This is a genomic window from Micromonospora rosaria (assembly GCF_001567585.1).
Taxonomy (GTDB): Bacteria; Actinomycetota; Actinomycetes; order Mycobacteriales; family Micromonosporaceae; genus Micromonospora; species Micromonospora rosaria.
The window spans coordinates 17,695-39,908 of the sequence record NZ_LRQV01000039.1 but is presented as its reverse complement, the minus strand read 5'-3'; the positions used below and the strand labels follow the sequence as shown (position 1 = coordinate 39,908).

Below are 22,214 nucleotides of genomic sequence, written 5' to 3'. Positions count from 1 at the left end.
CCACCCTCCCCGGGCCGTACCGCTGTCGAGAAGGGACACCCGCGTGCCTGACACCCCCCGCGACCGCTTCGACCACGCCGCCAACCTGACCCAGGCCGGCACGTACCGCGACCACCGGGCCGCCCACTGGCCACCGAGCAGCACGTACGACCTGATCCCGGTGGACCTGGCGGCGAGCACCCCGGACCTCGGCGCGGAGTTCCCGGCCGCCCTCGCGCAGCTACGCGCCGCCGTCGACGCCGAGTGGTCGCACGCCAAGGAGCACGGCATCGCCGAGCGCCGCCGGTTCGCCGACCCGGCCGCCGTGGCCGCGGCGGTGCGCCGGGTCGCCGGGCTCCTGCCGGGCGAGACCGACCGGCGGGCCGCCCTGCTGCGCGCCGACGCCGTCGAGCACGGCTACGAGGAGCACATCCTCAAGGAGTTGGCCGGCCTGGAGGAGGAGGTGACGCTGGTCGCCGGCCAGGTCTCCACCTGGTACGGCAAGGACCTGCGGGGCCTGCCGACCGCCTTCGCCTGCCGCCGCGACGAGCAGCGGCACGCCGACGTGACCCGGGCGCTGGAGTTCCTGCCGGACGTCCCGCCGTACCTGACCCGGCTGCACGCCGACCTGCGCCTGGGCGAGCTGCCCGCGTTCGGCGCGACGGAGCTGTTCTTCATGGCCGGCGAGGGCGACCTGCACCCCAAGCACATCGCGTACTTCCTGCCCGAGGACGAGGGGGTGAAGTACTCGCCGTTCAAGAAGACGTACTACTTCACCAACACCCACGCGGCGCTGGTCCGGGGCGTCTCCGCGCCGCTGGCCGCCGAGTTCCTCGCCTTCGACACGCCGTTCGAGCCCGACGCGCCACGGTTCGCCGCGATCCCCACCCTCGGCGTGCTCAGCCACGAGTTCGGGCACTTCGTCCAGCGGCCCGCCACCAGCTTCGCGGCGCTCAACGCCGCCGACCGGTGGGCGTCGGTGGTGCTCCAGGAGGTCGCCGCCGACGTCTTCGGCGTCCTGATCCTCACCGAGGTCTGGGCCGAGCGGCTCGGGCTCGCCCCCGCCGACGTGCTCGCCTACTACCTCGCCGAGTGCCTGCGCTACGTCAGCCGGGGGCTGGGCCACTTCCCCGACAGCGACGGCATGTACCTGCAACTGTCGTACCTCGTGCAGGTCGGGGCGCTGGCGCCCGACGGCGCCCGGCTGGCCGGCGAGGCCAGCGTGGTGCTGGCCGGCCTGCGCTCGCTCGCCCGGGTGCTGGCCGACTTCCTGCTCGCCGGGGAGGCCGACCTGGCCCTGAAGCTGTACCGCAACCACGGCCCGGCCAACGCCGAGGTGCTGCGCCCGCTCGTCAACGAGCTGCGCGCCCGCCCGGCGGGGTCGGTCGAGTACGGACAACCGCACACCACGGCCGTTGGGGAGAACCGGTAGTGATCATCAAGGTCGAGCAGAACCTCGCGCAGGTCCGCGAGTACTACAGCGCGCACCGGTCCGTCGACGGCACCCCCGAGGGCACCATCTACGCCATCTGGGAGCAGGGCAAGGCGTTCAACGACTCCGTCACCCCCTCGACGTACGTACCGGAGTACCGGTCGCACATGGCGCTCAAGCTGCTGTCGCTGACCTCGACCACCGGCACCGTCTACTCCCTCGGCTGCGGCAACGGCTTCGTCGAGGGCGACCTGGTCGCCATGCAGCGGACCGTGCGCGGCATCGACTGCAACGACGAGGCGGTCGCGTTGTCCCGGGCCAAGGGGGTGGACGCCGTCGTGGCGGACTACTTCGACCTGAAGCCGGCCGACGTGGCCGACACCGACGTGCTCTACGCCGACGGTTTCCTCGGCCACGTCTTCACCGCCGAGGAGGCCGCTACGCCGGCCCTGCGGAAGCTGGCGGAGCTGAACCTGCGCTCCGGCGCGTACGTGGTCTTCTCCAACGACGCCCCGTACGAGCCGGAGGTCGACTTCGCGCCGCACGAGCGGGTCGCCGGGTTCTGGTTCGTCTCCCGCGAGTACCTCCAGACCGAGCTGACCCGCTTCGGCTTCGCCCCGGTGGAGAGCTACTACTTCCCGTACCTGCGGCCGATCAGCGGGTTGCGCAACCGCACCATCTGCGTCGCCCGGGTGCCCTGACATGCCGCTGTCCGAGGCGTTCGCCGGGCGGCTGCTGCCCCTGCTGCCGGAGCTGGTCGCCGGCTACGGCACCCCGTTCCACATCTACGACCAGCAGGGCATCGTCGACACGTACCGGGACATGGTCGGCGCCTTCGGCACCGAGCCGTACCGGCAGTACTTCGCGGTGAAGGCGCTGCCCAACCCCGCCGTGCTGAGCACCCTGCTGGCCGAGGGCAGCGGGCTGGACTGCGCCTCCCCGGTCGAGCTGGAGCTGGCCGAACGGCTGGGGGCCGGTGGCGACGACGTCGTCTTCACCTCCAACAACACCACGGTCGCCGAGTACGAGCAGGCGCTCAAGGCCGGCGCGGTGATCACCTTCGACGACCGGACCATGCTGGACAAGGCCGAACGCCTGCCGGAGGTGGTCGCGTTCCGGGTCGCCCCGCACGGCGTGGCGGCCCGCTCCACCCTGATGGGCAGCGCCGCGCACTCGAAGTTCGGGGTGCCGGTGGACGAGCTGGCCGACACCTACCGGCAGGCCCGTGGCCGGGGCGCGCGGCGGTTCGGCATCCACGGGATGATCTGCGCCAACGAGCTGGACCTCGACCGGGCGGTGCGGGCCGCCGTCGACGTGGTCGAGCTGGCCGCGCGGCTCGCCGCCGACACCGGCATCGAGCTGGAGTACGTCAACATCGGCGGCGGGCTCGGCATCCCGTACCGGCCGGCGGACCGGCCGATCGACTTCCGGGCGTACGCGGCGGCGATCCTGGCCGCCCGGCGGCGGGTCTTCGGGCACCACCGGCCGCGCGTCGTCTCCGAGTTCGGCCGGTACGTGACCGGCCCGCACGGGGTGCTGGTGACCCGGGTGACCAACCGGTGCCGCAAGGGGCAGGACGTCGTCGGGGTGGACGCCTCGATGTCCGCGCTGATGCGGCCCGGGTACTACGGCGCGTACCACCACATCAGCCTGCCGTTCGCCGACGGGCGGCCGGAGACGCTCGTCGACGTGGTGGGGTCGCTCTGCGAGAACAACGACAAGTTCGGCATCGACCGGCTGCTGCCCGACCCGGTCGAGGGGGACGTCGCGCTGGTCCACGACACCGGGGCGCACGGGCACGCGATGGGCTTCACGTACAACGGGCGGCTGCGACCGGCCGAGCTGATGCTGACCACGGCGGGGGAGGTGGTCGAGATCCGCCGCGCGGAGACCTTCGACGACTACCTCGCCACGGCCCGCTGGACGCCCGCCCCGATCATGGAGGTGACCAGGTGAGTGACGCGCAGGCCCGGCAGTACGTCGGGGACGCCTTCGCCCGGCGGGACCGGCTCACGCCGGACGAGGTGACGGCGCTGCGGCCGTACGTCACCGACGGCATGGCCCGGCTGGACCGGGGCGAGCTGCGCGCCGCCCGGCCCCAGGACGGCGACTGGGTCGTCGACCCGTACGTCAAGCAGGTGATCCTGCTGTCCTTCCTGACCCACCCGAACGCCGCCGCGCAGGCCGGGCCGGGCCGACCGAAGACGTACGACAAGGTGCCGCTGAAGTTCGAGGAGTGGGAGGAGGGCGACTTCGAGAAGTCCCGGCTGCGGGTGGTGCCGGGCGCGGTGGTCCGGTACGGCGCGTACGTCGCCCCCGGGGCGGTGCTGATGCCCTCCTTCGTCAACGTCGGCGCGTACGTGGGGGCGGGCACGATGGTGGACACCTGGGCCACCGTCGGCTCCTGCGCCCAGATCGGCGAGCGGTGCCACATCTCCGGCGGCGCGGGGATCGGCGGGGTCCTCGAACCGATCGGGGACAACCCGGTGGTGATCGAGGACGACGTCTTCGTCGGCGCCCGCAGCGAGGTGGCCGAGGGGGTCCGGGTACGCACCGGCGCGGTCATCGGCATGGGCGTCTACCTGGGCCGCTCCACGCCCATCGTGGACCGGGCCACCGGCGAGGTGAGCTACGGCGAGGTGCCGGAGAACGCCGTGGTGGTGGCCGGTGCGCGGGCCACCGCGCAGCAGCCGGGCCTGTCCGTGTACGCCGCCGTCATCGTCAAGTACGCCGACGAGCGGACCCGGGGCAGGACGGCCCTCAACGACCTGGTCCGGGACTGAGCCGGTGCCCGGTACGCGCAACGCCTTCGCCCGGCTGCGGGACCTCCTGGCCGACGTCCCGCCGCCGGCCGGGCTCGACCCGATCCCCCTGCACCTGGGGGAGTCCCGGCTGGTCACCCCGCCGATCGACACCACCGTGCTGGCCGGGGTCGACGGCTGGACCCGGTACCCGGAACTCGGCGGTCCAGCCGAGCTGCGGGACGCGTACCGGGGCTGGCTGCGCCGCCGCTTCGGCACGGACCCGCCGGCTGCCGGTCCGCCCGCCGGGTCCGCTGCTCCTCCGCCCGCCGGGTCGCCCGGTGACCCGTTCGCGGACCTCGCGGTCGAGCCGACCCCGGGCACCAAGCAGGCCCTGGCGGTGCTGATCGCCCAGGCCGTCGGTCGGGCGGCGGCGCGGGGCGTCACCGACCCGGTGGTGGTGCTGCCCAACCCCGGGTACCCGACCTACCTGGCCGCCACCGAGGCGGCCCGCGCCCGGCCGGTCTTCCACACCGGCGACGACCTCGCGGCGGCGGTCGACGCCGAGCCGGGCCGGGTCGCGGCGATCGTGGTCTGCCATCCGGGCAACCCGCGCGGCGAGACCCGGACCCCGGCCTACCTGCGGCAGCTCGCCGACCTCGCCGCGCGGGCCGACGCGGTGCTGGTGGTCGACGAGTGCTACATCGACCTGTGGCTCGGCACCCCGCCGCCCGGCTACCTGTCGGTGGTCGCCGACCGGGGCGGCACCGCCGTGCGGGACGTGCCGTTCGCGGTGGTGCACAGCCTCTCCAAGCGGTCCGGGGCACCCGGCCTGCGCAGCGGCTTCGTGGTGGGGGACCCGGCGACCGTCACCGCGTACGCCGAGTACAACCGCACCTGCGGGGTGCCGCTGCCCCGCCCGGTCTGCGCCGTCGCCACGGCGCTCTGGGCCGACGACGCGCACGTGGCGCAGGCCCGCGCCGCCCTGTCCCGCGTCTGGGACCGCGCCGACGACCTGCTCAAGGACGTCCCCGGGTACCGGCGGGCGGCGGCCGGCTTCTTCTGCTGGCTGCCGGTCGCCGACGACACCGCCACCGCCCGCCGGCTGTGGCGGGAGCAGGCGCTCACCGTGATGCCGGGCCGGTTCCTCGCCGTGGCCGACGCCGACGGCGGCAGTCCCGGCGTGGGCCACCTGCGGATCGCGCTCGTGCACGACGGGGCCCGGATCGAGACGGCCCTGACCCGGCTCCGGGAGGGACTGTGATGGTGGCACCGGAACAGCTCGCAGCGACGCGCCGCTCCACCGGCTCGTCCGGCGGTGTCGGTGCGGCCGGTCTCGTCGGCTCGTCCGACGGTGTCGGTGCCGCGGGTCCCGCCGGCTCGTCCGCGCTGGCCGGGGTGGGCCGCGCGGTGCGGTCGCCGGCGGCCATCGCGCAGCACCTGGTCCGGTTCGTCACGACGAACCCGCCGGGTGCCGAGGCCGAGTGCGTCGGCTGGGTCCGCGACCTGCTGGCCGACGCCGGCCTGGAGACCCGGCTGCTGGGTGACCCGGCCCGCCCCAACCTGGTGGCGCGGCTGCCCGGCCGGGGCCTGGAACCGCCGCTGCTGCTGCACGCCCACGTGGACGTGGTGCCGGTGACCGGCCAGCCGTGGACCCGGCCGCCGTTCGACGGGGAGATCGTCGACGGGGAGCTGTGGGGCCGGGGCGCGGTCGACATGAAGGGGCACCTGGCGATGATGCTGGCGGCGGTGCTGCGCATGTCCGACGCCGGTGAGCGACCGCGTGGTGACGTCATCCTGGCGGTGGTCTCCGACGAGGAGACCGGCAGCGACGCCGGGGCGCGGCTGCTGGTCCGCGACCACCCGTACCTCTTCACCGGGGTCCGGTACGCCGTCGGCGAGGACGGCGGCGCGGAGCTGGGGCTCGGCGACCACGCGCGCCTGCACCCGGTGGTGGTGGCGGAGAAACGCACCTGCTGGGTACGGGTCACCTTCCGGGGGCCGGGCGGGCACGCCTCCCGGGTCGCCGGGCCGGGCTCGGCGGTGGGGCAGCTCACCCGCTTCCTCGCCGCCATCTCCGGTGGTGGGCTCGGGGTGGAGATGACCCCGGTGGCGCACCGGATGCTGACCGACCTGGCCGCCGCCCTGCCACCCGAGGTGGGCGCCCGGGTGGCCGCGTTCCACGCCGACCCGACCGACCCCGGCACCCTCGACGGGCTGCCCGGCCCGACGGCCCGCTACCTGCGCTCGGTCGTGCAGCACACGGTGAGCGCCACGGTGCTGCGCGGCGGCACCGGCACCAACGTGCACCCCGCCGAGATCACCGTGGAGGTCGACGGCCGGGTCCTGCCCGGGGAGTACCCGACGAGCTGGTTCCTCGACCAGCTCCGGGCCCGGACCGGCCCCGACGCCGACCTGGACCTCTTCGTCGAGGGCGAGATCAGCCCCGCGCCCCGGTTCGACGAGGGGTACGACCGGCTGGTGGCCGCGCTGCGGGCGCACGACCCGGCGGGAACGCCGGTACCCGTGCTGACCACCGCCTCCACCGACGCCCGGCTCTTCAGCCAACTCGGCATCCAGTGTTTCGGGTGGTTCCCGCTGCCCGCCGGGGCCCCCGTCGGATACCGTGACCGCCTGCACCAGGCCGACGAACGCATCTCGCTGGCCGCCCTGGACTTCGGTGCCGACTGCTTCCACACCCTCCTGTCAGGACGGAGTCATCCGCATGTCCGCTGACCCGCAGCTCCGGCTCACCATCGTGCCGACGATCGGGGACGTACCCCGGGAGCAGTGGGCGCCGTTGGCGGCGCGGGCCCAGCTCTACCAGAGCCACGGGTGGCTGCACTGGGCGGAGGAGTACTTCGCGGACCTGCGCCCCGGCTACGTGCTGGCGTACGACGCCGACGGCGCGCTGGTCGGCGCGGTGGCGACGTACCTGATGACCGAGGTCCCCACCCGGTTCACCACCTGGTACGACCCGGTCCGGATGTTCCTCGCCCCGCACTGCGACCCGGCCGGCGCCGCCGAGCGCTGGTTCCCGGTGCTGCTGGTGGGCGGGTGCAGCGGGTACCACGGCGACCTGCTCCTCGCCCCGCACCTCGACGACGAGGCCCGGACGGTGGTGACCCGGGCCCTGCTGGACCGCTGCCGCGACCTCGCCGCCGACCTGGGCGCCCGGACGACCGCCTTCATGTACCTGCCCAAGGAGGAGGCGCAGCGGGTCGCCACGGTCTGGGGCGGAACCGCCCCGGTCATCGCCACCTCGGCGGAGGCGACCGTCGCGCTGGACGGCGCGACCGACTTCGAGGGCTACCTGTCCCGGTTCCCCAGCGCCCGGCGCAGCAAGCTGCGCAAGGAGGTGACCGCCTTCGCCGACTCCGGCACCCACCTCGGGCAGTACCGGCTCGCGGAGGTGCTGACCGAGGTGTCCCCGCTGCTCGGCGGGCACCAGCGCAAGTTCGGCGCGGAGATCACCGACGAGGAGGTCGGCCGGTACTTCGCCCTCCAGGACAAGCACCTCGGCGAGGGCAGCGTGGTCTTCGTGGACGAGCGCGACGGGCGGATCAACGGCTTCACCCTCTGCTACGCGCACGGCGACACGCTCTACTCCCGGTCCGCCGGGTTCAACGCCGACGCGTCCCCGTTCGCCTACTTCAACCTCGCCGTCTACGCCCCCGTCCGGCACGCGCTCGCCACCGGCCTGCGGGCCGTCGCCCTCGGCGCGGGAAGCTACCAGGGCAAGGTGCTGCGCGGCGCCCAGGTGCACGGGCTCTGGTCGACGGTGGTGCCCCCGCAGCCGCTGGAGGAGTCCTGGCGGGAGGCGCTCACCAAGCCCTTCCCGCAGGCCGTCGAGGCCGGCACCGCCTGAGGTGTAAGGAAGGGCCCCCTGTTAACGCTTTCTGTAGTAAAAGGGCCCCTTCCTAACACCTTGCGCACGCCCGCGCTCGGCGTATCAGGCGACGGTGATCAGCTCGCGGGGGCCGGGTCGGGCGTCCACCGACGGGTCGGCCAGCGGCAGGTCACCCGCGCGGGCTTCGGCGACGGCCGCCGGCTCCAGCGGCACGACGGCCAGCCCCGGATCGTCCAGCCCGGCGTCGGCCAGCAGCGTCCCGTCCGGGCCCCAGCCGCCACTGCCCCCGCACCCGACGTACGGGCCGCTGCGGGCGCAGTGGTTGGCGACCACCACGTAGCCGGCGTTGTCCCAGGCGCGGGCCGGGCCGAGCAGCGCCCGCTTGCGCACCCCGGCACCCCGGTCGAACATCGCCGAGACCAGGTACGCCTGACAGCCGTCCAGCCCGGCGGCCAGCGCGTGCCCGGGGAAGCTGGCGTCCCAGCAGATGCCGAGCCCGAGCCGCCAGCCGTCGAGGGCCAGCGTGCAGCCGGCCCGCCCAGGGGTGAAGCCGGCAGCCCGCTCCGCCGGGTCCAGGTGCTGCTTGTCGTACCGGCCCAGGCGTGCGCCGTCGCGGCCCAGCACGACGGCCGAGATGTGCAGGGTGCCCCGCTCGGGGTCGTGGGTCGCCGCGCCGACCACGGCGGCGGTGCGCGCCCGCGCGCAGGCGGCGGCGAGCACGTCGAGCCGGGAGTCGTCCGGGCGCAGTGGGTACCGTCGGGGCTGCCCGACGATCGCGGGCAGGTCGTAGCCGGTGAGGAACAATTCCGGCAGGACGAGCAGCGCCGCCCCCGCGTCCCCGGCCCGCGCCACCAGCCGCGCGGCGGTGGCCACGTTCGCCGGCACGTCCAGCGGGACCAGGGTGGCCTGACCGGCGGCCACCCGGATCGGGGCCACCGGCGCGGCGCGCAGCCCCACCGGGGCGGTCGGCGCGGTGTGCGTCGCCCCCGGGGACGTCGGGTCGGCAGGGACGTCGACCCGGGCCGCCGCAGGGGTGCTCACACCCGGACGTTACACCCCGAACCATCCCGCACCGCGCCGGCCGGGACGGCCTGACCGAACGCCGGCCGGGACGGCCCGACCCCGCACCGGCCGGCGTGCCGGATCAGGTGGTGGCCGGGGTCTTCACCGCCGTCGGGGCGACGGCGGTGAAGCGGTTCTGCACGCCGTACCAGAGTGCGCCGAAGGCGATCACCCCGAGCACGGCGCAGACCGCCCAGGCGGCCTGCCCGAAGAACTGGAACAGGGTGGTGCCGATGAGCGGGCCGAAGGCGTACCCGGCGGACTGCACCGCCGACAGCGCCCCGATGTACCGGCCGCGCAGGTGCACCGGGGCGGCCATCGCCGGGTACGCGTTGAGCGAGGGCGCGTTGATGATCTCGCCGAAGGTCCAGATGAGCGCGCCCACGACGAAGACCCAGATGCCCCCGGCGAACCCGAACACCGCCAGGCCCAGCCCGATGCAGAGCGAGCCGACGGCGATGGCGGTCCGGATCGGCAGCCGCTGCACCGTCCGGGTCAGGGGCAGCTCCAGGGCGATGATGAGGGCCCCGTTGAGGGCGATGATGGTGCCGTAGAGCGACACCGGGTGGCCCTGTTCGCCCAGGTGCAGCGGCAGAATGACCTGGTACTGCACCTCGGCGAGGGCGGTGGCGAACATCGCCACCAGCACCGCGAGGTACCGGCGGTCCTGCAGGATCCCCCGCCCCCCGCCGGCCGCCGGCTCGCCCTCGGTGGCGGCCGGTCGGGCCTTCGCGGCGGTGTGGGCGGCGGAGCGGACGTCGGGCAGGAGGAAAATGGTGACCAGCCCGAAGGCGAGCGCGGTGCCCGCGTTCACCAGGAACACCGCGGTGTACGAGTGGGTCGCCAGCCAGGCCCCGATCAGCGGCCCCAGGGTCGCGCCGACGTTGAGCCCGAGCCGGCTCGCGGCGGTGGTGGTGACGAGCCGGTGCAGCGGCGTCAGTTCGGCCAGCATCGCGGCGGCGGCCGGCCGGTACGCGGCGGTCAGCACCCCGGCGGCCAAACTGGTCACCATCAGCCAGGTGTACTGCGTCTCGAAGGCGATGGCGGCCACGGCCACGCTGGACAGCAGCGTGGAGCCGATGATCACCTGACGGGCCCCGATCCGGTCGGAGAGCAGGCCACCGGCGAAGACCCCCGCGATGGAGCCCACCCCGTAGAGGGTGAGCACCACGCCCGCCGCAGCGGGACTGAACCCGAGGTTGGTCAGGTACAGAATCAGGAAGATGGCGAGGAAGGCACCCATCCGGTTGACCGCGATCCCGACGAGCAGGACGACCACCGGCCGGGGCAGGGTGCGCAGGGTCCGCAGGGTCCCGGTCGAGCCTGCGGGGTCCGGTTCGGCCATGGCGCGTGTCCTTCCGTCCACGGTGCGCCGCCCGGTCCGTGAGACCGGCCCCACCGTCACCGAGCGTATCGACCAGCGTGCATTGTAGGGGTTTCCGGGGTGTTCCGGAGCCGGCTGGGAAACGGCCCGTCGGGCGCGTCGGACGGGCCTTCGCCGGTATCCCCGCCCCGACCTGCTGCCTTCACGCCGGCCACCCGCGCGAGGGTCGGATGTGTGACAACAAGCGTGAGTCCTGCATCACATCTCCCGCGCGTTCGGGCAGCTCACGGCATGTTTCAGAAGTGTTTCGGAACGTCGGTCCGCAGTCTGTCCCGGCCGGTAACGAAGGACGCTGCCCATTCCGGGTGGTCTACGTAAACCGGCCCGCCAGCCGGAAGGGCGATGCCGAAGCCGTCACCTGACGGGTCGCGCCGCTAGGTCCTCGACAGGGCCTGATCGACGGCAGCCGGAGCAAAGGCGTGTTCGTCGCCGTTCCATCGCGCAAGTAGGGTGAGGACGCGGCCAACGGCCCCGACTTCCGCAGCCCTCCGCGCCGATCGACCCAGGAGGCGATCTTGGGCAGCAAAGTGAATGAAAACCGGAAACTTGATCTCTAGCACCCCAGCTCAGGAAGCCTCTTCCCCGCACACGCGGGGGTGATCCCCCGACCACCTCCACCCTCTCCTCGCTGGCCGGCTCTTCCCCGCACACGCGGGGGTGATCCCTACGTCTCTCCCGCGCCCGGTGTCAACCTGGCCTCTTCCCCGCACACGCGGGGGTGATCCCGTATCCCCGAAGGTAGTCGGGCACCTGGCCCTCTCTTCCCCGCACACGCGGGGGTGATCCCTGCGCGCCCAGCGCGTCCCGGCCGCCGGCCATCTCTTCCCCGCACACGCGGGGGTGATCCCCACGCCGCCCGCTTCGCCCTCAAGTGCGGCAACTCTTCCCCGCACACGCGGGGGTGATCCCACCGGCATGATGCTGTACCAGGCGGGACGGAACTCTTCCCCGCACACGCGGGGGTGATCCCGGCCAGATCACGCTGCGGGACGGCAACGGATCCTCTTCCCCGCACACGCGGGGGTGATCCGAGTCTGACCGGCGCCAGGACGATCGGCCGGCCCTCTTCCCCGCACGCGGGGGTGATCCCGCCCTGACGCGAGCGAGGTCCATGCCCTCTGGCTCTTCCCCGCGCACGCGGGGGTGATCCCGTCAGCGGCGCCGAGTCGGTCGTCTACCTCGGCTTTTCCCCGCGCATGCGGGGGTGATCTCACCGGGTGCGGCGGCATTCAGAGTCTTGGGTGGTCCCGTCTGGGTGCCTGCCGGCGGTACGGCACGGCACGGTCCGGTGCCCGCGTCGCCCGCCTGCTGGTCGTTTACGGGTCAGGCCGATCAGAGTCGCCAGGCGGGCCACGCCGGCCACCGCCGGGCCGTCCCGGGCCACCCGGGCCAGCAGGGTAAGGCCCACCGGTCGACACCGGACCTCGGCGGGCGCGGTCCGGTCCGCCTCGACCAGCGTTCGGCCGGCCCCGGCGGGGTCACCGAGGTCCAGGTACGCCCGCGTCACGTCGAGCAGGTGCGCGGCCCGGTGCTCGGGCGGCAGCCGCCGCCAGGGGGCCTGACCGGTGACCTGCTCGTGGCCCCGTACCGCCTCGGCGGGCTCGCCCACCTCGACCGCCGCCGCCACCCGGGCCAGCTCCACGACGGTCGGACCGAAGGCGAGCTGGTGGTGGTCCCCGCCGTCGCCGAGGCGTACCGCGATCTCGGTGGCCTGCCCGATCAGCTCCTCGACGCCGCGCGGGTCACCGCGACCGGCGGCGAGGGCGGCCTGGAGCAGCAGCGACCCGCAGACCGCGAGGATGTCCGGCGGCCCCTGCCCCGGCACGGTCGGCGCGATGCGGTGCGCGGCGGCGACCGTCGTCGCCACCGCCAGGCGGCCCCGCCCCGCCGCGCGCAGCACCTCGCCGAGCGACACCACCGCTGTGGCCGCCAGCACCGGATCGTCCCCGGCCACCGCGACCGCCCGGTCGGCGGCCAGCCAGGCACCCTCCGCGTCACCGAGCTTGACCAGCGCCGACGCGGCGATCCGGTACGCCTGCACCCGCAACGCCGACCGCGTCGGCCCGTCGGCGGGCAGCCGCCGGGTGACGTCCAGCAGGCGCGGCAGCATCCGCAACACCTGCGGATAGCCGGCATGCTGGTACGTCAGCCAGGCATGCTCCACCTGCCGCCCCACCTCTGCCGCCGGAAGCTCGGGCCGGTCGACCCCGTCCGGGGCGAAGACGGCGTACCGGGTGAGAGCCGCGCGAGTGTCGTCCACCTCGGCGACCAGCGGGGCGGCAGCCGGACCCGCAGGAGTGTCCTCGCCGAGCAGTACCGCCGGATCGATGCGCAGCACCCCGGCGACCTCCTGGATCACCGACATCCGGTCCAGCGCCCGGACGCCCCGCTCGACCTTGTCCACCCAGCTCTTCGACTTCCCGAGCCGGTCCGCGAACACCTGCTGCGACATCCGCCGCCGGACCCGCCATCGCGCCATCCGCCGCCCGATCGGCAACTCACCGCTGCCCATGCCGCCCCCGCCGAACCGGTACGGCCCGGGTGGTCTCCTCCACCGGTATCCGTTCCGCCTCGGCCATGTCGAGGATGCGCTGCTTGGCTGCTTCTCGTTCGGCCTTCTCCGACCGCCTCGCCTGGTCCGCCATCCGTTCGTCACGCTGATCCCGCATGCCAACCTCCCTGGGTGGGAGGCACGGCGGTGTGCTCGTGGAAGGACCGACACCGCCGTGCCCGTAGGAGAGGCGAGTGTCATCGCACCGGATCGGTGCCGATGTCGCCCTCGGTCAACAGCATCGGGTGGCTGTCGGATCACAGAGCGGAATCGGACGTCCGCCAGCGGCCTCTGCTGTCCGCTAACGGGAGGGCTGGTGCACCTCGTACGCTTCGCGCAGCGCGGACGCCTCCGCCGTGCCGGTCTGCTCGACGCGCCGCAGCGCTTCTCCAGCCCGCCACCAGTTCGAGGACACGACGCGGCCCGAGGTGATCGCCTCGACGGCGACCGTGGCGGCCTCGTCCGGTCGACCGGCGGCGACGAGTGCCAGCGCCAGGTCCAGACGGGCCGCCGCGGAGCGGCGGGGGCGGTCGCCACCGTCACCGCGCGGGTCCAGTTCCCTCAGAACGGCCCTGGCAACCTGCTCCGCCGCCGGGTCGCCCGCCCACGCCAGCGTGGTCGCCGTGTACGCCAGAGCCTTTGTCGGGTCGTATCGGTAGTGATGTTCGGCCCGGTCAGGCATCGGCAGGTTTGCGGTCAGGCGCTCCAGGCGGTCCAGGGCGTGACGGGTCTCCCGGACGTCGCCGACCCGGGCCCACACCCGCGCTTCCTGGGCGATGGCCTGGATCTGCGCCGAGCTTCCCCGGGATGCCACCCGTTGGGCCTGTTGGCTCAGGTTGACGGCTGCTCGGTAGTCACCCCGGGTAAGCAGGTCCCACGCCTGTGTCTCCAGGCACCACGCCCGAATCTCCGAGTGCCCCGCATAGTCGGCGAGGGCGGCGGCCGTGGACAGGTGCGCCCCGGCTGCTGACCGGTGCAGCAGGTCGATGTGCACGGTCGCCCGCAGCAGGCTGAGCCAGCCGCCGGCGACGATCAGACGGCGACGATCCGCGAGGGTGCAGCGACCGTCGAGAAGCCGGCGCACGTACGCCAGGTGTCGCCGTACCAGATGAAGAAGATTGGCCGACTGGCTGGTCGCGTAGGCGCTGGCGAGGTCGTCGACGCCGGCCTCGATGCGGGCGAGCGTTTCGGTGCTGACGTCGCTGGCCCGCACCCGAGCCATCAGCTCGTCGGCCTCGGCATCGTGATCCACCGGCTGATCGACAAGCCGCGCAAGTGCACCGTCGGCCCCGAGCACGCGGTCGAGATGCCGGGCGGTGTCGGGGGTCGGTGGCTTGTTGCCGGTCTCCAGGTCGTGCAGGTGGCTCTTGCCCCGGTGCGCGAGTTGGCCGAGCGCCCGCAGTGACAGGCCCCGGGCTGTGCGGAGCGAACGCAAATGCTCACCGAAGCGCGGATCGACGTGGGACACAACGCCTCCCAGGTGACTAACCGAGCCGGCGGCGTCAACCACCTGAACCCGCTACCTCGTCGTGACGGACTGTACTCCGATCCTGCGCGCCCAGTGTCTGCCCCGCTGTCCGCCGATCGGTGGCGGACAGCGGGGCGGCCATCCCCAGGGCGGTAGACCTGCGACCGCGAATCTCCGTACCGTCACCACGTGAGCTGGATGGACCCTGCCATTTGGTACGCCCGGCTGCCGGCCTTCCATGCCGCCGCAGCCGCCTGGATCACCGACCCCGCCGACAACGTGCTACTCGTCAGGCCCACCTACCGCGATCACTGGACGTTTCCCGGTGGATATGTCGAGGAAGGTGAGTTTCCGCACCAAGCCTGCGCTCGTGAGATTCACGAGGAACTGGGTGTCGCCGTCACCGTGGGTGCCTTGCTCATCGTGGACTGGGCGTCCCCTGCCGGGCACCGACCACGTGCTCTCGTCAACTTCGTCTTCGACTGTGGGGTGATGACGGATCTCGGTGGCATCAGCCTGTCTCGCGAGGAGGTTTCGGACGTTGCCTTCTTCAGCGCACAGGCCGCCGAGGACCGCCTTCCTCGGAGCGTCGCTCCCCGAGTGCGCGCCGCCATCCAGGCGCGAGGCCACTCATCCCCTGCTTACCTCGCTGACGGCATTCCTGTCGGCTCGTCCCCGCGCACGTGGGGGTGATCCCGCCGATTCGTTCGCCAACAAGTAGATGTGCACCGTCAACTGTCCATGACAGATGGTGTTGTATCTGCGGGCTCAGCGTGATCGACTTGGGAGTCGTCAAGCGGGAGTTACCTTTATGTCCGAAGCCGCGTACCTGCAGGTCGCGCGTGATATTCGCGAGCAGATCGCCTCCGGTCAACTCAAGCCGGGTGACAAGCTGCCCTCGTTCTCTGCCCTGTGCCAGCAGTACGAGGTGAGCAATACGGTGGTTCGCGCCGCGATGCTTCTCCTCAAGGCCGAGGGTCTGATCGACGGCCGCCAAGGCAAAGGCGTGTATGTCGCGCAGCACTCGCAGACGTAGGGTTGGATTGCGATCCGCGATCCTGGCTGGCCGCGAGTCGTCACCGCGAACATCGGAGGAGACGATCTTGCTCAGCAAAGTGAACGAAAATGAGGAAATTGATCTTTAGTGCCCCAGGTCAGGAAGTCTGTTCCCCGCGCACGCGGGGGTGATCCACGTAATCCCGAATGCGCCGGATGCGAGGCGAACTGTTCCCCGCGCACGCGGGGGTGATCCAGGGAGCCGCCACCATTCGGCCGAAGCTGATATTCTGTTCCCCGCGCACGCGGGGGTGATCCCATCAAGTTCTGGCAGGTGTCGATGGAGGCCGACTGTTCCCCGCGCACGCGGGGGTGATCCCCGGGTCCGGGGCAACCTCCTGGAGGGTGCTACCTGTTCCCCGCGCACGCGGGGGTGATCCATCGAGGCGGCGGCACTGGCGTAGCTGCAACGGCTGTTCCCCGCGCACGCGGGGGTGATCCCCAGGCCCTCTTCGCGGAGCAGCCGCAGGGCACCTGTTCCCCGCGCACGCGGGGGTGATCCCCGGTCCCCGGCACCCCGCAGCCGATCCATCAGCTGTTCCCCGCGCACGCGGGGGTGATCCGCCATTCGAGACGACGGCCACCACCTCGGGGTGCTGTTCCCCGCGCACGCGGGGGTGATCCCACACCCAGGCATCTTTGATCTGACGGTTGCGGCTCTTCCCCGCGCATGCGGGGGTGATCCGGTGGCAGGCGTCCCAAGGTCTGTCCTGAAGACCTTGGAAGGAAACGGCCCCTCTGGGGGCCGAATTCTTCCAAGGTCTCTGCTGCCACGATCCAGGCACCTAAGTGGTGTGTCTCGACAGGCGGAGACGGGGGCGAGATCCCCTTCCGGGGGCGAGGTCCTCGGAAGTCCAACTGCGACACGGGGAGCGCCGGGGGTCAACCCAGAGTTGACCCCCGGCGCTCGTGGTCGCCGACGCGGAGAGAGCCGGTCAGCAGCGGTTGATGGTCGAGTTGTTCAGCGTGATGTTGCTGATGGTCAGGTTGGTCACGCAGGGGTTCTCGGTGATCCGGTTGTTGGTCAGGGTGAAGTTCCGCAGGGTGATGTCCCGGTTGCCGGGGAACTCGGTGCGGGCGGCCAACCGGACCTCGCCGCCCCCGCTGATCGTCCCGCCGTTGGCCGCGATGTTCACGCCGTAGCAGTTCTCGATCAGGATGGCGTTGTTGCCGGTGTTGGCGATGTCGACCCGGTCGATGGTCGCGCCGCCGGACTCGGAGACGCAGAAGATGCCCCGGCCGCCGCCGCGCGCCTTGACGGTGCCGACGCGGATGTTCGTCGGGTAGCTGGAGCCGACCCGGCCGTTGCGGTTGGCCATTCGGAACGCGGCGTACCCGGTGCCGGCGCCGGCATTCTCCGCGTCCACGGTGGTGACGGTCGCGTTGATGGTCTGGTTCAGCAGCAGGCCCGACTCGCCGACGTTGCGGGCGGTCACGGTGCCGATGGTCAGGCCGTCGACGCCGTACGTCTCGACCGCGTGCGAGCCGGCGCCGGAGACGTACACGTTGTTGATCCGGATGTTGCGGGACCACTGGCTGGTGTCGCCCCGGTTGTCGATGCGGACGCCGAGGCCGCCGGAGAGCCGCATGTCGATCTGGCCGAGGGTCACGTCGGTGACGTTGCGCATGAAGATGCCGTACAGCGGGGCGCCGGTGACGGTGAGGTTCTGCACCTCGACCTGGGTGGTGCCCCGGGAGTAGATCGGCGCCTGGTCACCCGAGCCGGAGCCGGTGACGTTGATGGTGCCGCAGACGTCGATGGTGGTGTAGCTGGGCAGCGAGATCCGGGAGTTGGCGCTGATCGTGCCGGAGCCCCGGACGACGACCCGCTGCTTGCTGGTCCGGCCGGCGCTGAGGCTGCCGATCGCCGCCTGCACGGCGGCGCGCATGTCGGTACCCGTGTAGACGGTGCTGCCGCCGTTGCGGGCGGTCCAGGTGCCGCCGTTGAGGACGGCCTCGGCGTTGAACGATCCTCCGCCGCAGGCGGCGGTGCTGCCCAGCGGGGTCAACCGCCACTGCTGGTTCCAGCCGTCCAGGTCCTGGTACTGCGCGATCATGCCGCCGTCGGCGGTGGACCAGCTCCACACCTCGACGGCCTTGTTGGAGTGCCGGTTGATCAGCCGGACGTGCCCGCCCTCGGAGTCGGCGAGCCGGAAGTGCTGGCGGGTGTTGCCGCTGGCGGCGGTGTTCTGCACGACCTGGGCGCCGTCGGTGGCGTTCGGCACCTCCAGCACCTTGCCGCTGTGCACCGAGCGAACCTGGTAGTACCCGCTGCCGACGTCGACGAAGCGCCACTGCTGCACGGCCAGGTCGTTGCGGGTGAACTGGTTGACCGGTGCGCCGTCGGCGGTGGCCCAGCCGTACAGGTCCATCGCCTTGCCGCTGTGCCGGTTGACGAGCACGTACGTGGTGTTGGGGTCCGCCGTGGCGGCCAGGGCGGTGGCCGGGGCGACCACCGCCGCGCTGGCGGCGGCGAGGGTGAGGGTGGCGACGGCCGCCAGGCCGATCCGCCGGACGGGTCGGGATCTCCGATGGTGCTCTCGACGCATCTGTCGACTCCTCGGGACGGGGTGCGCTGGGGGAGGAGCGCCTGTCGGTGGAGCCTTGGTGGTGGCAAACGCTTTCCCTGTTAGTTGAGAAATCTAACTAAGTCGATCCCTCCTGGTCAACGATCCGGGGGTACGGGTACGGCCCCCGACCGGTGGGTCGGGGGCCGTCGGGTGGGGCAGGTCAGGCGGGCAGGTCGAAGCCGTACCGGGCGACGTGCTCCGGGTCGGCCGGGTCGATCTGGCGCAGGCCGGCGTCGGCGAGGCGCTTGTTGACCTCGTCGAGGTGCTCGCGGACGATCCGGGACTCCTCCTCGGTGACCCGGCCCCGGTGCGGCTTCCCGGCGTGCTCGATCGTGCCGTAGTCGATCTTCTCGGCGGTCTTGCGGGCCTTCGGCGGCTTGACCCGCTCGGCGGTCCTGAGCAGTTGGGCCATCGGCACGTCGGTGGCCAGCGCGTCGAACTCGCTGGCGGTGAGCACCACCCGGCGCGGCTCGTCGCCGTCCCGCCCGTCGTGGATCTCCACCACGGCGACGTCGAGGGCGGCGTCGTCGATGTTCTCCACCTCGGTCGGGGTGGCGTCCAACCGCACGGGCCCGGCCACCAGGTCAGGGTGCTCCAGCACCACGACGCGGACCATCTCGTCGTCGGGCCGGAGGACCGTGCCGCTGAAGTCGGAGACGTGGATCGTCTTCTTGCCCATGCGCGGAGCTTCTCCTGTCGTGGACCGGAATTTCGGACCAGGAGAAGTTACCCGACAGGTGTGCGAAAACCGTGGGTGGACCCGCCCGGGTGTCGCCGATTCCTCACCGGCCGGGTGGGTCGTCGGGCGGGTGTGCCGCCGTCGCCGCGGTGGAGACCGTGGTGGGTCAGAGCGCGGTGAGGCCGCGTCGGGTCGAGCGCCCCGCCGGCAGTCGGTCGAGTTCGCTCCAGGAGAGCCGGGTGTTGGTGCCCCGGTGGTCGCGGTACGGCGGCTGGTCGGGAAAGCGGCCGGTCGACTCCGGGGGTCGCCACGGACGCCCGGTTTCCTGCTGGTGCCGCTTGTTCGGATGATTTGGCATGAGCATTACCGTCCCAAAGAAACTTGTCCATGTATGAAAATCAATATGACGCATGCCCGCCCGTATGGGTTGCCCGACCCCCTTGTTCGGCGTGTCGCGCGCAACTTCCATCGACATTTCTCGACGGCGTACCCGGCCGGGTCGCCGGCATACCGACCCCGGGGCGGCCGGCGCGCCGCGCCCGCCCGACCACCGCCCGGCCGCCGCCCGGCCCCGCCCGACCACCGCCCGGCCTGTCCGCCTGCCCGGTCGGCTGCTGCCCCACCGTCCGGCTCGTCCGCCCGGCCTGCCGGCCGATCCCGGCGTACCGTGATCACCACGGGCCGCAGGGCGGTGAGGAGGTGTCGCGGGGTGCTCGACCGGCGACTTCACCTGCACCTGGTGACCTGGCTCGGGCAGTGGCCGGCCGGCCCCGGGTGGCACGTGGTCGGCTCCCCGCGACGGGCCCGACCGGCCTGGGACGGGCGCCTGCGGCCGGCGCTGGCCGTGTCGGCGGGCGCCAGCACCGTGCTCTCCGTGCCACCGGACCGGGTCGGCGAGGTCCGGGCGCTGGCCGGACTGCCGGCCGGGAGGCTGCTGCGCGCGTTGCCCGCCGCGGTGGGACACCCGGGTTGGACGACCCACGACGGCGTGTTCCGGTGGAGCCTCGCCCCGGCCCCGCTGCCCGAGGCCGGGGAGTGGACCCGTCCCGACGATCCGGGCCTGCCGCCCTGGCTGCACCTGTTCGACCGGGACGTGCTGGTGGCGCGGGACGCCGACGGCCGCTACCTGGCCGGGGTGGGGATCAAACGGCACGACCGGTACGGGCACGAACTCGCGGTCGGCACGGTTCCCGCCGCGCGGGGGCGTGGGCTGGCCCGGCGGCTGGTCGCCCAGGCGGCCCGGCGGGTGCTCGACGAGGGGGCGGTCCCCACCTACCTGCACGACACCGCCAACCGTGCCTCGGCCCGGGTCGCCGAGGCGGCGGGCTTCCCGGACCGGGGCTGGCGGGCGTACGGGGTCTACCCGGACTGAGCCACGACGCGCGAACAGCGGCCGGCCACGCCGCCGGGCCAGAGCCGGCCACCGCCGGGCCAGAGCCGGCCACCGCCGGGCCAGAGTCAGCCGCCGTCGGGGCGGAGCCAGCCGCCGCCGGGCCAGAGCCAGCCGCCGCCGTCGGGGCGGAGCCGGCCGCCGGGGTCGGGGCGGAGTCGGCCCGCCGGGGCACGCAGGCGGGGCGACCGGTCCGGGCACGGACCGTGGATCCCGGGCCGGATCCACGGTCCGTGGCCTTTCCTCCCAGGCCCTGCCGGGCGGCCGATGGCGGGCCGATGCCAGTAACGCTACGTATCAGAATGCGCGTCGACAAGGGTGGCCTGGCGGTTTCACCGTGTCCGGTAGTGGACTTGACCTGCGCATTCGGTGTCGGAGGTCGACGCGCCGTCGCCTCACGCACCGTGGCCATCGAGGAGGTGGGCGTCGGGTGCCGGGCTCAGGCCCGGGCCAGGCCCAGCACCTCCGCCGCCGCCCGGCCGTTGGCCCGGCCCGCGCCGTACGTCACGACGAACGCCCGTGCCCCCGCCGGCCGCCACCGCCCCGGCCAGCCCATCTCCACCACCGTCACCGGGTGCGCGGCGGCCAGCGCGTCCACCAGGCCCACCGCCCCGGGAAGCTGGTGCAGCCGGCGGCCCACCAGCACGATCGGCCGAGCCCCGGCGAGGCTGCGCAGCGCCTCCGGCGAGGTCTCGGTGGCGATCACCCGGACCTCCTCGGCGTCGGCCAGGTGCGGGCCGAGGCCCCACGGCACCCGGCCCTCGGCGAGGGTCGCGGCGGTGTGCACCTGCACCACCAGGGGTCGATCCAGGCCGGCGACGACACCGTCCACCCGGACCGCCCGGCGCGCCACCGCGTACCCCGGGTGGTCGGCCTCCGGTGCCGGCCAGTCCCCGGTGTCCGACCCGGCGGGGTGACCGGCCGCCGCCTCCGCGCTCCGGACGGCGGCCCGGGTGGCGGCGGCCAGGTCGGCGACCCGGCCGGCGGCCTCCTCGACCCGGGCCCGGCTTAGCCGGCCGTCGGTGAGCGCGGCCACCACCTCGGCGACCACCCGGTCGACCAGCGCGGCGTCCACCCGCGCGCCGACGCAGAGCAGGTCCGCCCCGGCGGCCAGGGAACGCACCGCGGCCGGCCCCACCCCGCCCGCGGCCAGCGCCGCGCCCTTCATCTCCAGCGCGTCGGTGACCAGCGTGCCGGTGAAGCCGTACTCGCCGCGCAGCAGGTCGACCAGGACGGCCCGGCTGAAGGTCGCGGGGTCGTCCCCGGTCAGCGCGGGCACCCGGATGTGCGCGGTCATGATCGCCCGGGTACCGGCCGCGACGGCCGCCGCGAACGGCGGCAGGTCCCGCTCCCGCAGCACCGCGACGGGGACGTCCACGGTGGGCAGCTCGTGGTGCGAGTCGGCGACGGTCGCGCCGTGGCCGGGGAAGTGCTTGGCGCAGGCGGCCACCCCGGCGTCCTGCAACCCGGTCACCGCGGCGGCGGCGTGCGCGGCCACCCGGGCGGGATCGGCCCCGAACGACCGGGTACCGATCACCGGGTTGTCGTCGGCGGTGTTCACGTCCACCGTCGGGGCCAGGTTCACGGTGACCCCGAGCCGGGCCAGTTCGGCGCCGATGGCCTGGTGCACCCGGCGGGTCACCGCCACGTCGTCGACCACGCCGAGCGCGGCGTTGCCCGGGTACGGGCTGCCGGTGGCGTGCGCCAGCCGGGTGACGTCCCCGCCCTCCTCGTCGATCGCCACCAGCACGTCGGGGCGGGCCGCCCGCAGCGCGGCGGTGCTCGCCGCCACCTGCTGCGGCGAGCGCACGTTCGCCCCGAACAGGGTGTGCCCGGCCAGGCCCTCGGCGACCAGGTCGACCGCCCAGTCCGGCGGGACCGGCCCCGGATACGCCGCGAGCAGCGTGCCGAGCACCAGCCGGCGCAGTCCCGGATCCGTCCCCACCTGCACTCCTCCCTGGCCGGGGCGGTCCCGTGGCCGGTGGGGCCGCCTCGCCCGGCCCCGGTACCGCCAGCGTGACCGCTACGCTACGGGCACCCACCCACAGGTCG

19 protein-coding genes and 2 CRISPR repeat arrays are annotated in these 22,214 nt (G+C 73.3%); of the genes, 10 read left to right on the top strand and 9 right to left on the bottom strand.

Features of this window, described 5'->3' with window-relative positions; genetic code table 11:
* The first annotated feature begins 43 nt into the window (after positions 1-43).
* From AWW66_RS13175 to AWW66_RS13145, 7 genes are read left to right on the top strand one after another with little or no spacing between them, the layout of a single operon-like run.
* Complete coding sequence (locus AWW66_RS13175; RefSeq protein ID WP_067364917.1) at positions 44-1,411, top strand: hypothetical protein; 1,368 nt, start codon at positions 44-46, stop codon at positions 1,409-1,411.
* A complete protein-coding gene (locus AWW66_RS13170; protein ID WP_211271934.1) occupies positions 1,411-2,112 on the top strand; it encodes a class I SAM-dependent methyltransferase in 702 nt (233 codons plus the stop codon). Before AWW66_RS13175 ends, AWW66_RS13170 begins: the two co-directional genes overlap by 1 nt.
* Position 2,113: 1 nt before the next feature.
* Complete coding sequence (locus AWW66_RS13165) at positions 2,114-3,367, top strand: diaminopimelate decarboxylase (RefSeq protein WP_067364914.1); 1,254 nt, start codon at positions 2,114-2,116, stop codon at positions 3,365-3,367.
* On the top strand, positions 3,364-4,194 hold the full coding sequence (locus tag AWW66_RS13160; RefSeq protein ID WP_067364912.1) for a 2,3,4,5-tetrahydropyridine-2,6-dicarboxylate N-succinyltransferase: 831 nt from the start codon (positions 3,364-3,366) through the stop codon (positions 4,192-4,194). Before AWW66_RS13165 ends, AWW66_RS13160 begins: the two co-directional genes overlap by 4 nt.
* 4 nt (positions 4,195-4,198) lie before the next feature.
* A complete protein-coding gene (locus tag AWW66_RS13155) occupies positions 4,199-5,416 on the top strand; it encodes an aminotransferase class I/II-fold pyridoxal phosphate-dependent enzyme (RefSeq protein WP_067364909.1) in 1,218 nt (405 codons plus the stop codon).
* Positions 5,416-6,888, top strand: coding sequence for a M20/M25/M40 family metallo-hydrolase (locus AWW66_RS13150; RefSeq protein WP_083978461.1), 1,473 nt, complete (start codon positions 5,416-5,418; stop codon positions 6,886-6,888). The genes AWW66_RS13155 and AWW66_RS13150 overlap by 1 nt, the downstream gene beginning before the upstream one ends.
* Positions 6,878-8,020 carry a GNAT family N-acetyltransferase gene (locus AWW66_RS13145; protein WP_067364907.1) on the top strand — a complete coding sequence of 381 codons (1,143 nt, stop codon included), beginning with the start codon at positions 6,878-6,880 and terminating at the stop codon, positions 8,018-8,020. Before AWW66_RS13150 ends, AWW66_RS13145 begins: the two co-directional genes overlap by 11 nt.
* 84 nt (positions 8,021-8,104) lie before the next feature.
* Here the strand turns inward: AWW66_RS13145 and AWW66_RS13140 are convergent, their stop codons facing one another.
* From AWW66_RS13140 to AWW66_RS13125, 5 genes are all read right to left on the bottom strand, one after another.
* A complete protein-coding gene (locus AWW66_RS13140; protein ID WP_083978460.1) occupies positions 8,105-9,043 on the bottom strand; it encodes a carbon-nitrogen hydrolase family protein in 939 nt (312 codons plus the stop codon).
* Positions 9,044-9,146: 103 nt separating this feature from the next.
* Positions 9,147-10,409, bottom strand: coding sequence for an MFS transporter (locus AWW66_RS13135; protein ID WP_067364905.1), 1,263 nt, complete (start codon positions 10,407-10,409; stop codon positions 9,147-9,149).
* A 614-nt stretch (positions 10,410-11,023) separates the two neighbouring features.
* A CRISPR array of direct repeats spans positions 11,024-11,479; the repeat unit is 29 nt; unit sequence CTCTTCCCCGCACACGCGGGGGTGATCCC.
* A 179-nt stretch (positions 11,480-11,658) separates the two neighbouring features.
* Positions 11,659-12,960: a helix-turn-helix domain-containing protein gene (locus AWW66_RS36425; RefSeq protein WP_067364903.1), complete on the bottom strand. Its 1,302-nt coding sequence runs from the start codon at positions 12,958-12,960 to the stop codon at positions 11,659-11,661.
* On the bottom strand, positions 12,947-13,117 hold the full coding sequence (locus AWW66_RS34375; RefSeq protein WP_169807107.1) for a hypothetical protein: 171 nt from the start codon (positions 13,115-13,117) through the stop codon (positions 12,947-12,949). The genes AWW66_RS36425 and AWW66_RS34375 overlap by 14 nt, the downstream gene beginning before the upstream one ends.
* Positions 13,118-13,300: 183 nt before the next feature.
* Positions 13,301-14,479: a helix-turn-helix domain-containing protein gene (locus tag AWW66_RS13125; protein WP_067364952.1), complete on the bottom strand. Its 1,179-nt coding sequence runs from the start codon at positions 14,477-14,479 to the stop codon at positions 13,301-13,303.
* 186 nt (positions 14,480-14,665) lie between these two features.
* Between AWW66_RS13125 and AWW66_RS13120 the strand changes: the two genes are divergently transcribed.
* Both AWW66_RS13120 and AWW66_RS13115 read left to right on the top strand, forming a co-directional pair.
* Positions 14,666-15,160: an NUDIX domain-containing protein gene (locus AWW66_RS13120; protein WP_067364949.1), complete on the top strand. Its 495-nt coding sequence runs from the start codon at positions 14,666-14,668 to the stop codon at positions 15,158-15,160.
* A gap of 118 nt (positions 15,161-15,278) precedes the next feature.
* Positions 15,279-15,503 (top strand): winged helix-turn-helix domain-containing protein, encoded by a 225-nt coding sequence (locus tag AWW66_RS13115; protein WP_067364901.1) that lies wholly within the window; start codon positions 15,279-15,281, stop codon positions 15,501-15,503.
* Between the two features lie 127 nt (positions 15,504-15,630).
* Positions 15,631-16,208: direct repeats of the CRISPR family, unit length 28 nt; unit sequence CTGTTCCCCGCGCACGCGGGGGTGATCC.
* Positions 16,209-16,458: 250 nt separating this feature from the next.
* On the opposite strand, the gene AWW66_RS13110 is transcribed toward AWW66_RS13115, so the two are convergent.
* From AWW66_RS13110 to AWW66_RS13100, 3 genes are all read right to left on the bottom strand, one after another.
* Entirely contained in the window at positions 16,459-18,072 is a 1,614-nt protein-coding gene (locus tag AWW66_RS13110; protein WP_067364898.1) for an RICIN domain-containing protein, read from the bottom strand.
* 181 nt (positions 18,073-18,253) lie between these two features.
* Positions 18,254-18,772: a hypothetical protein gene (locus AWW66_RS13105; RefSeq protein ID WP_067364896.1), complete on the bottom strand. Its 519-nt coding sequence runs from the start codon at positions 18,770-18,772 to the stop codon at positions 18,254-18,256.
* A 166-nt stretch (positions 18,773-18,938) separates the two neighbouring features.
* Positions 18,939-19,130 (bottom strand): hypothetical protein, encoded by a 192-nt coding sequence (locus AWW66_RS13100; protein ID WP_067364948.1) that lies wholly within the window; start codon positions 19,128-19,130, stop codon positions 18,939-18,941.
* A 351-nt stretch (positions 19,131-19,481) separates the two neighbouring features.
* Here AWW66_RS13100 and AWW66_RS13095 point away from each other — a divergent pair, with 351 nt between their 5' ends.
* Positions 19,482-20,144, top strand: a complete 663-nt coding sequence (locus tag AWW66_RS13095) for a GNAT family N-acetyltransferase (RefSeq protein ID WP_157527438.1) — start codon at positions 19,482-19,484, stop codon at positions 20,142-20,144.
* Between the two features lie 457 nt (positions 20,145-20,601).
* Here the strand turns inward: AWW66_RS13095 and AWW66_RS13090 are convergent, their stop codons facing one another.
* Positions 20,602-22,107, bottom strand: coding sequence for a glycoside hydrolase family 3 N-terminal domain-containing protein (locus AWW66_RS13090; protein WP_067364892.1), 1,506 nt, complete (start codon positions 22,105-22,107; stop codon positions 20,602-20,604).
* Positions 22,108-22,214: the final 107 nt, after the last annotated feature.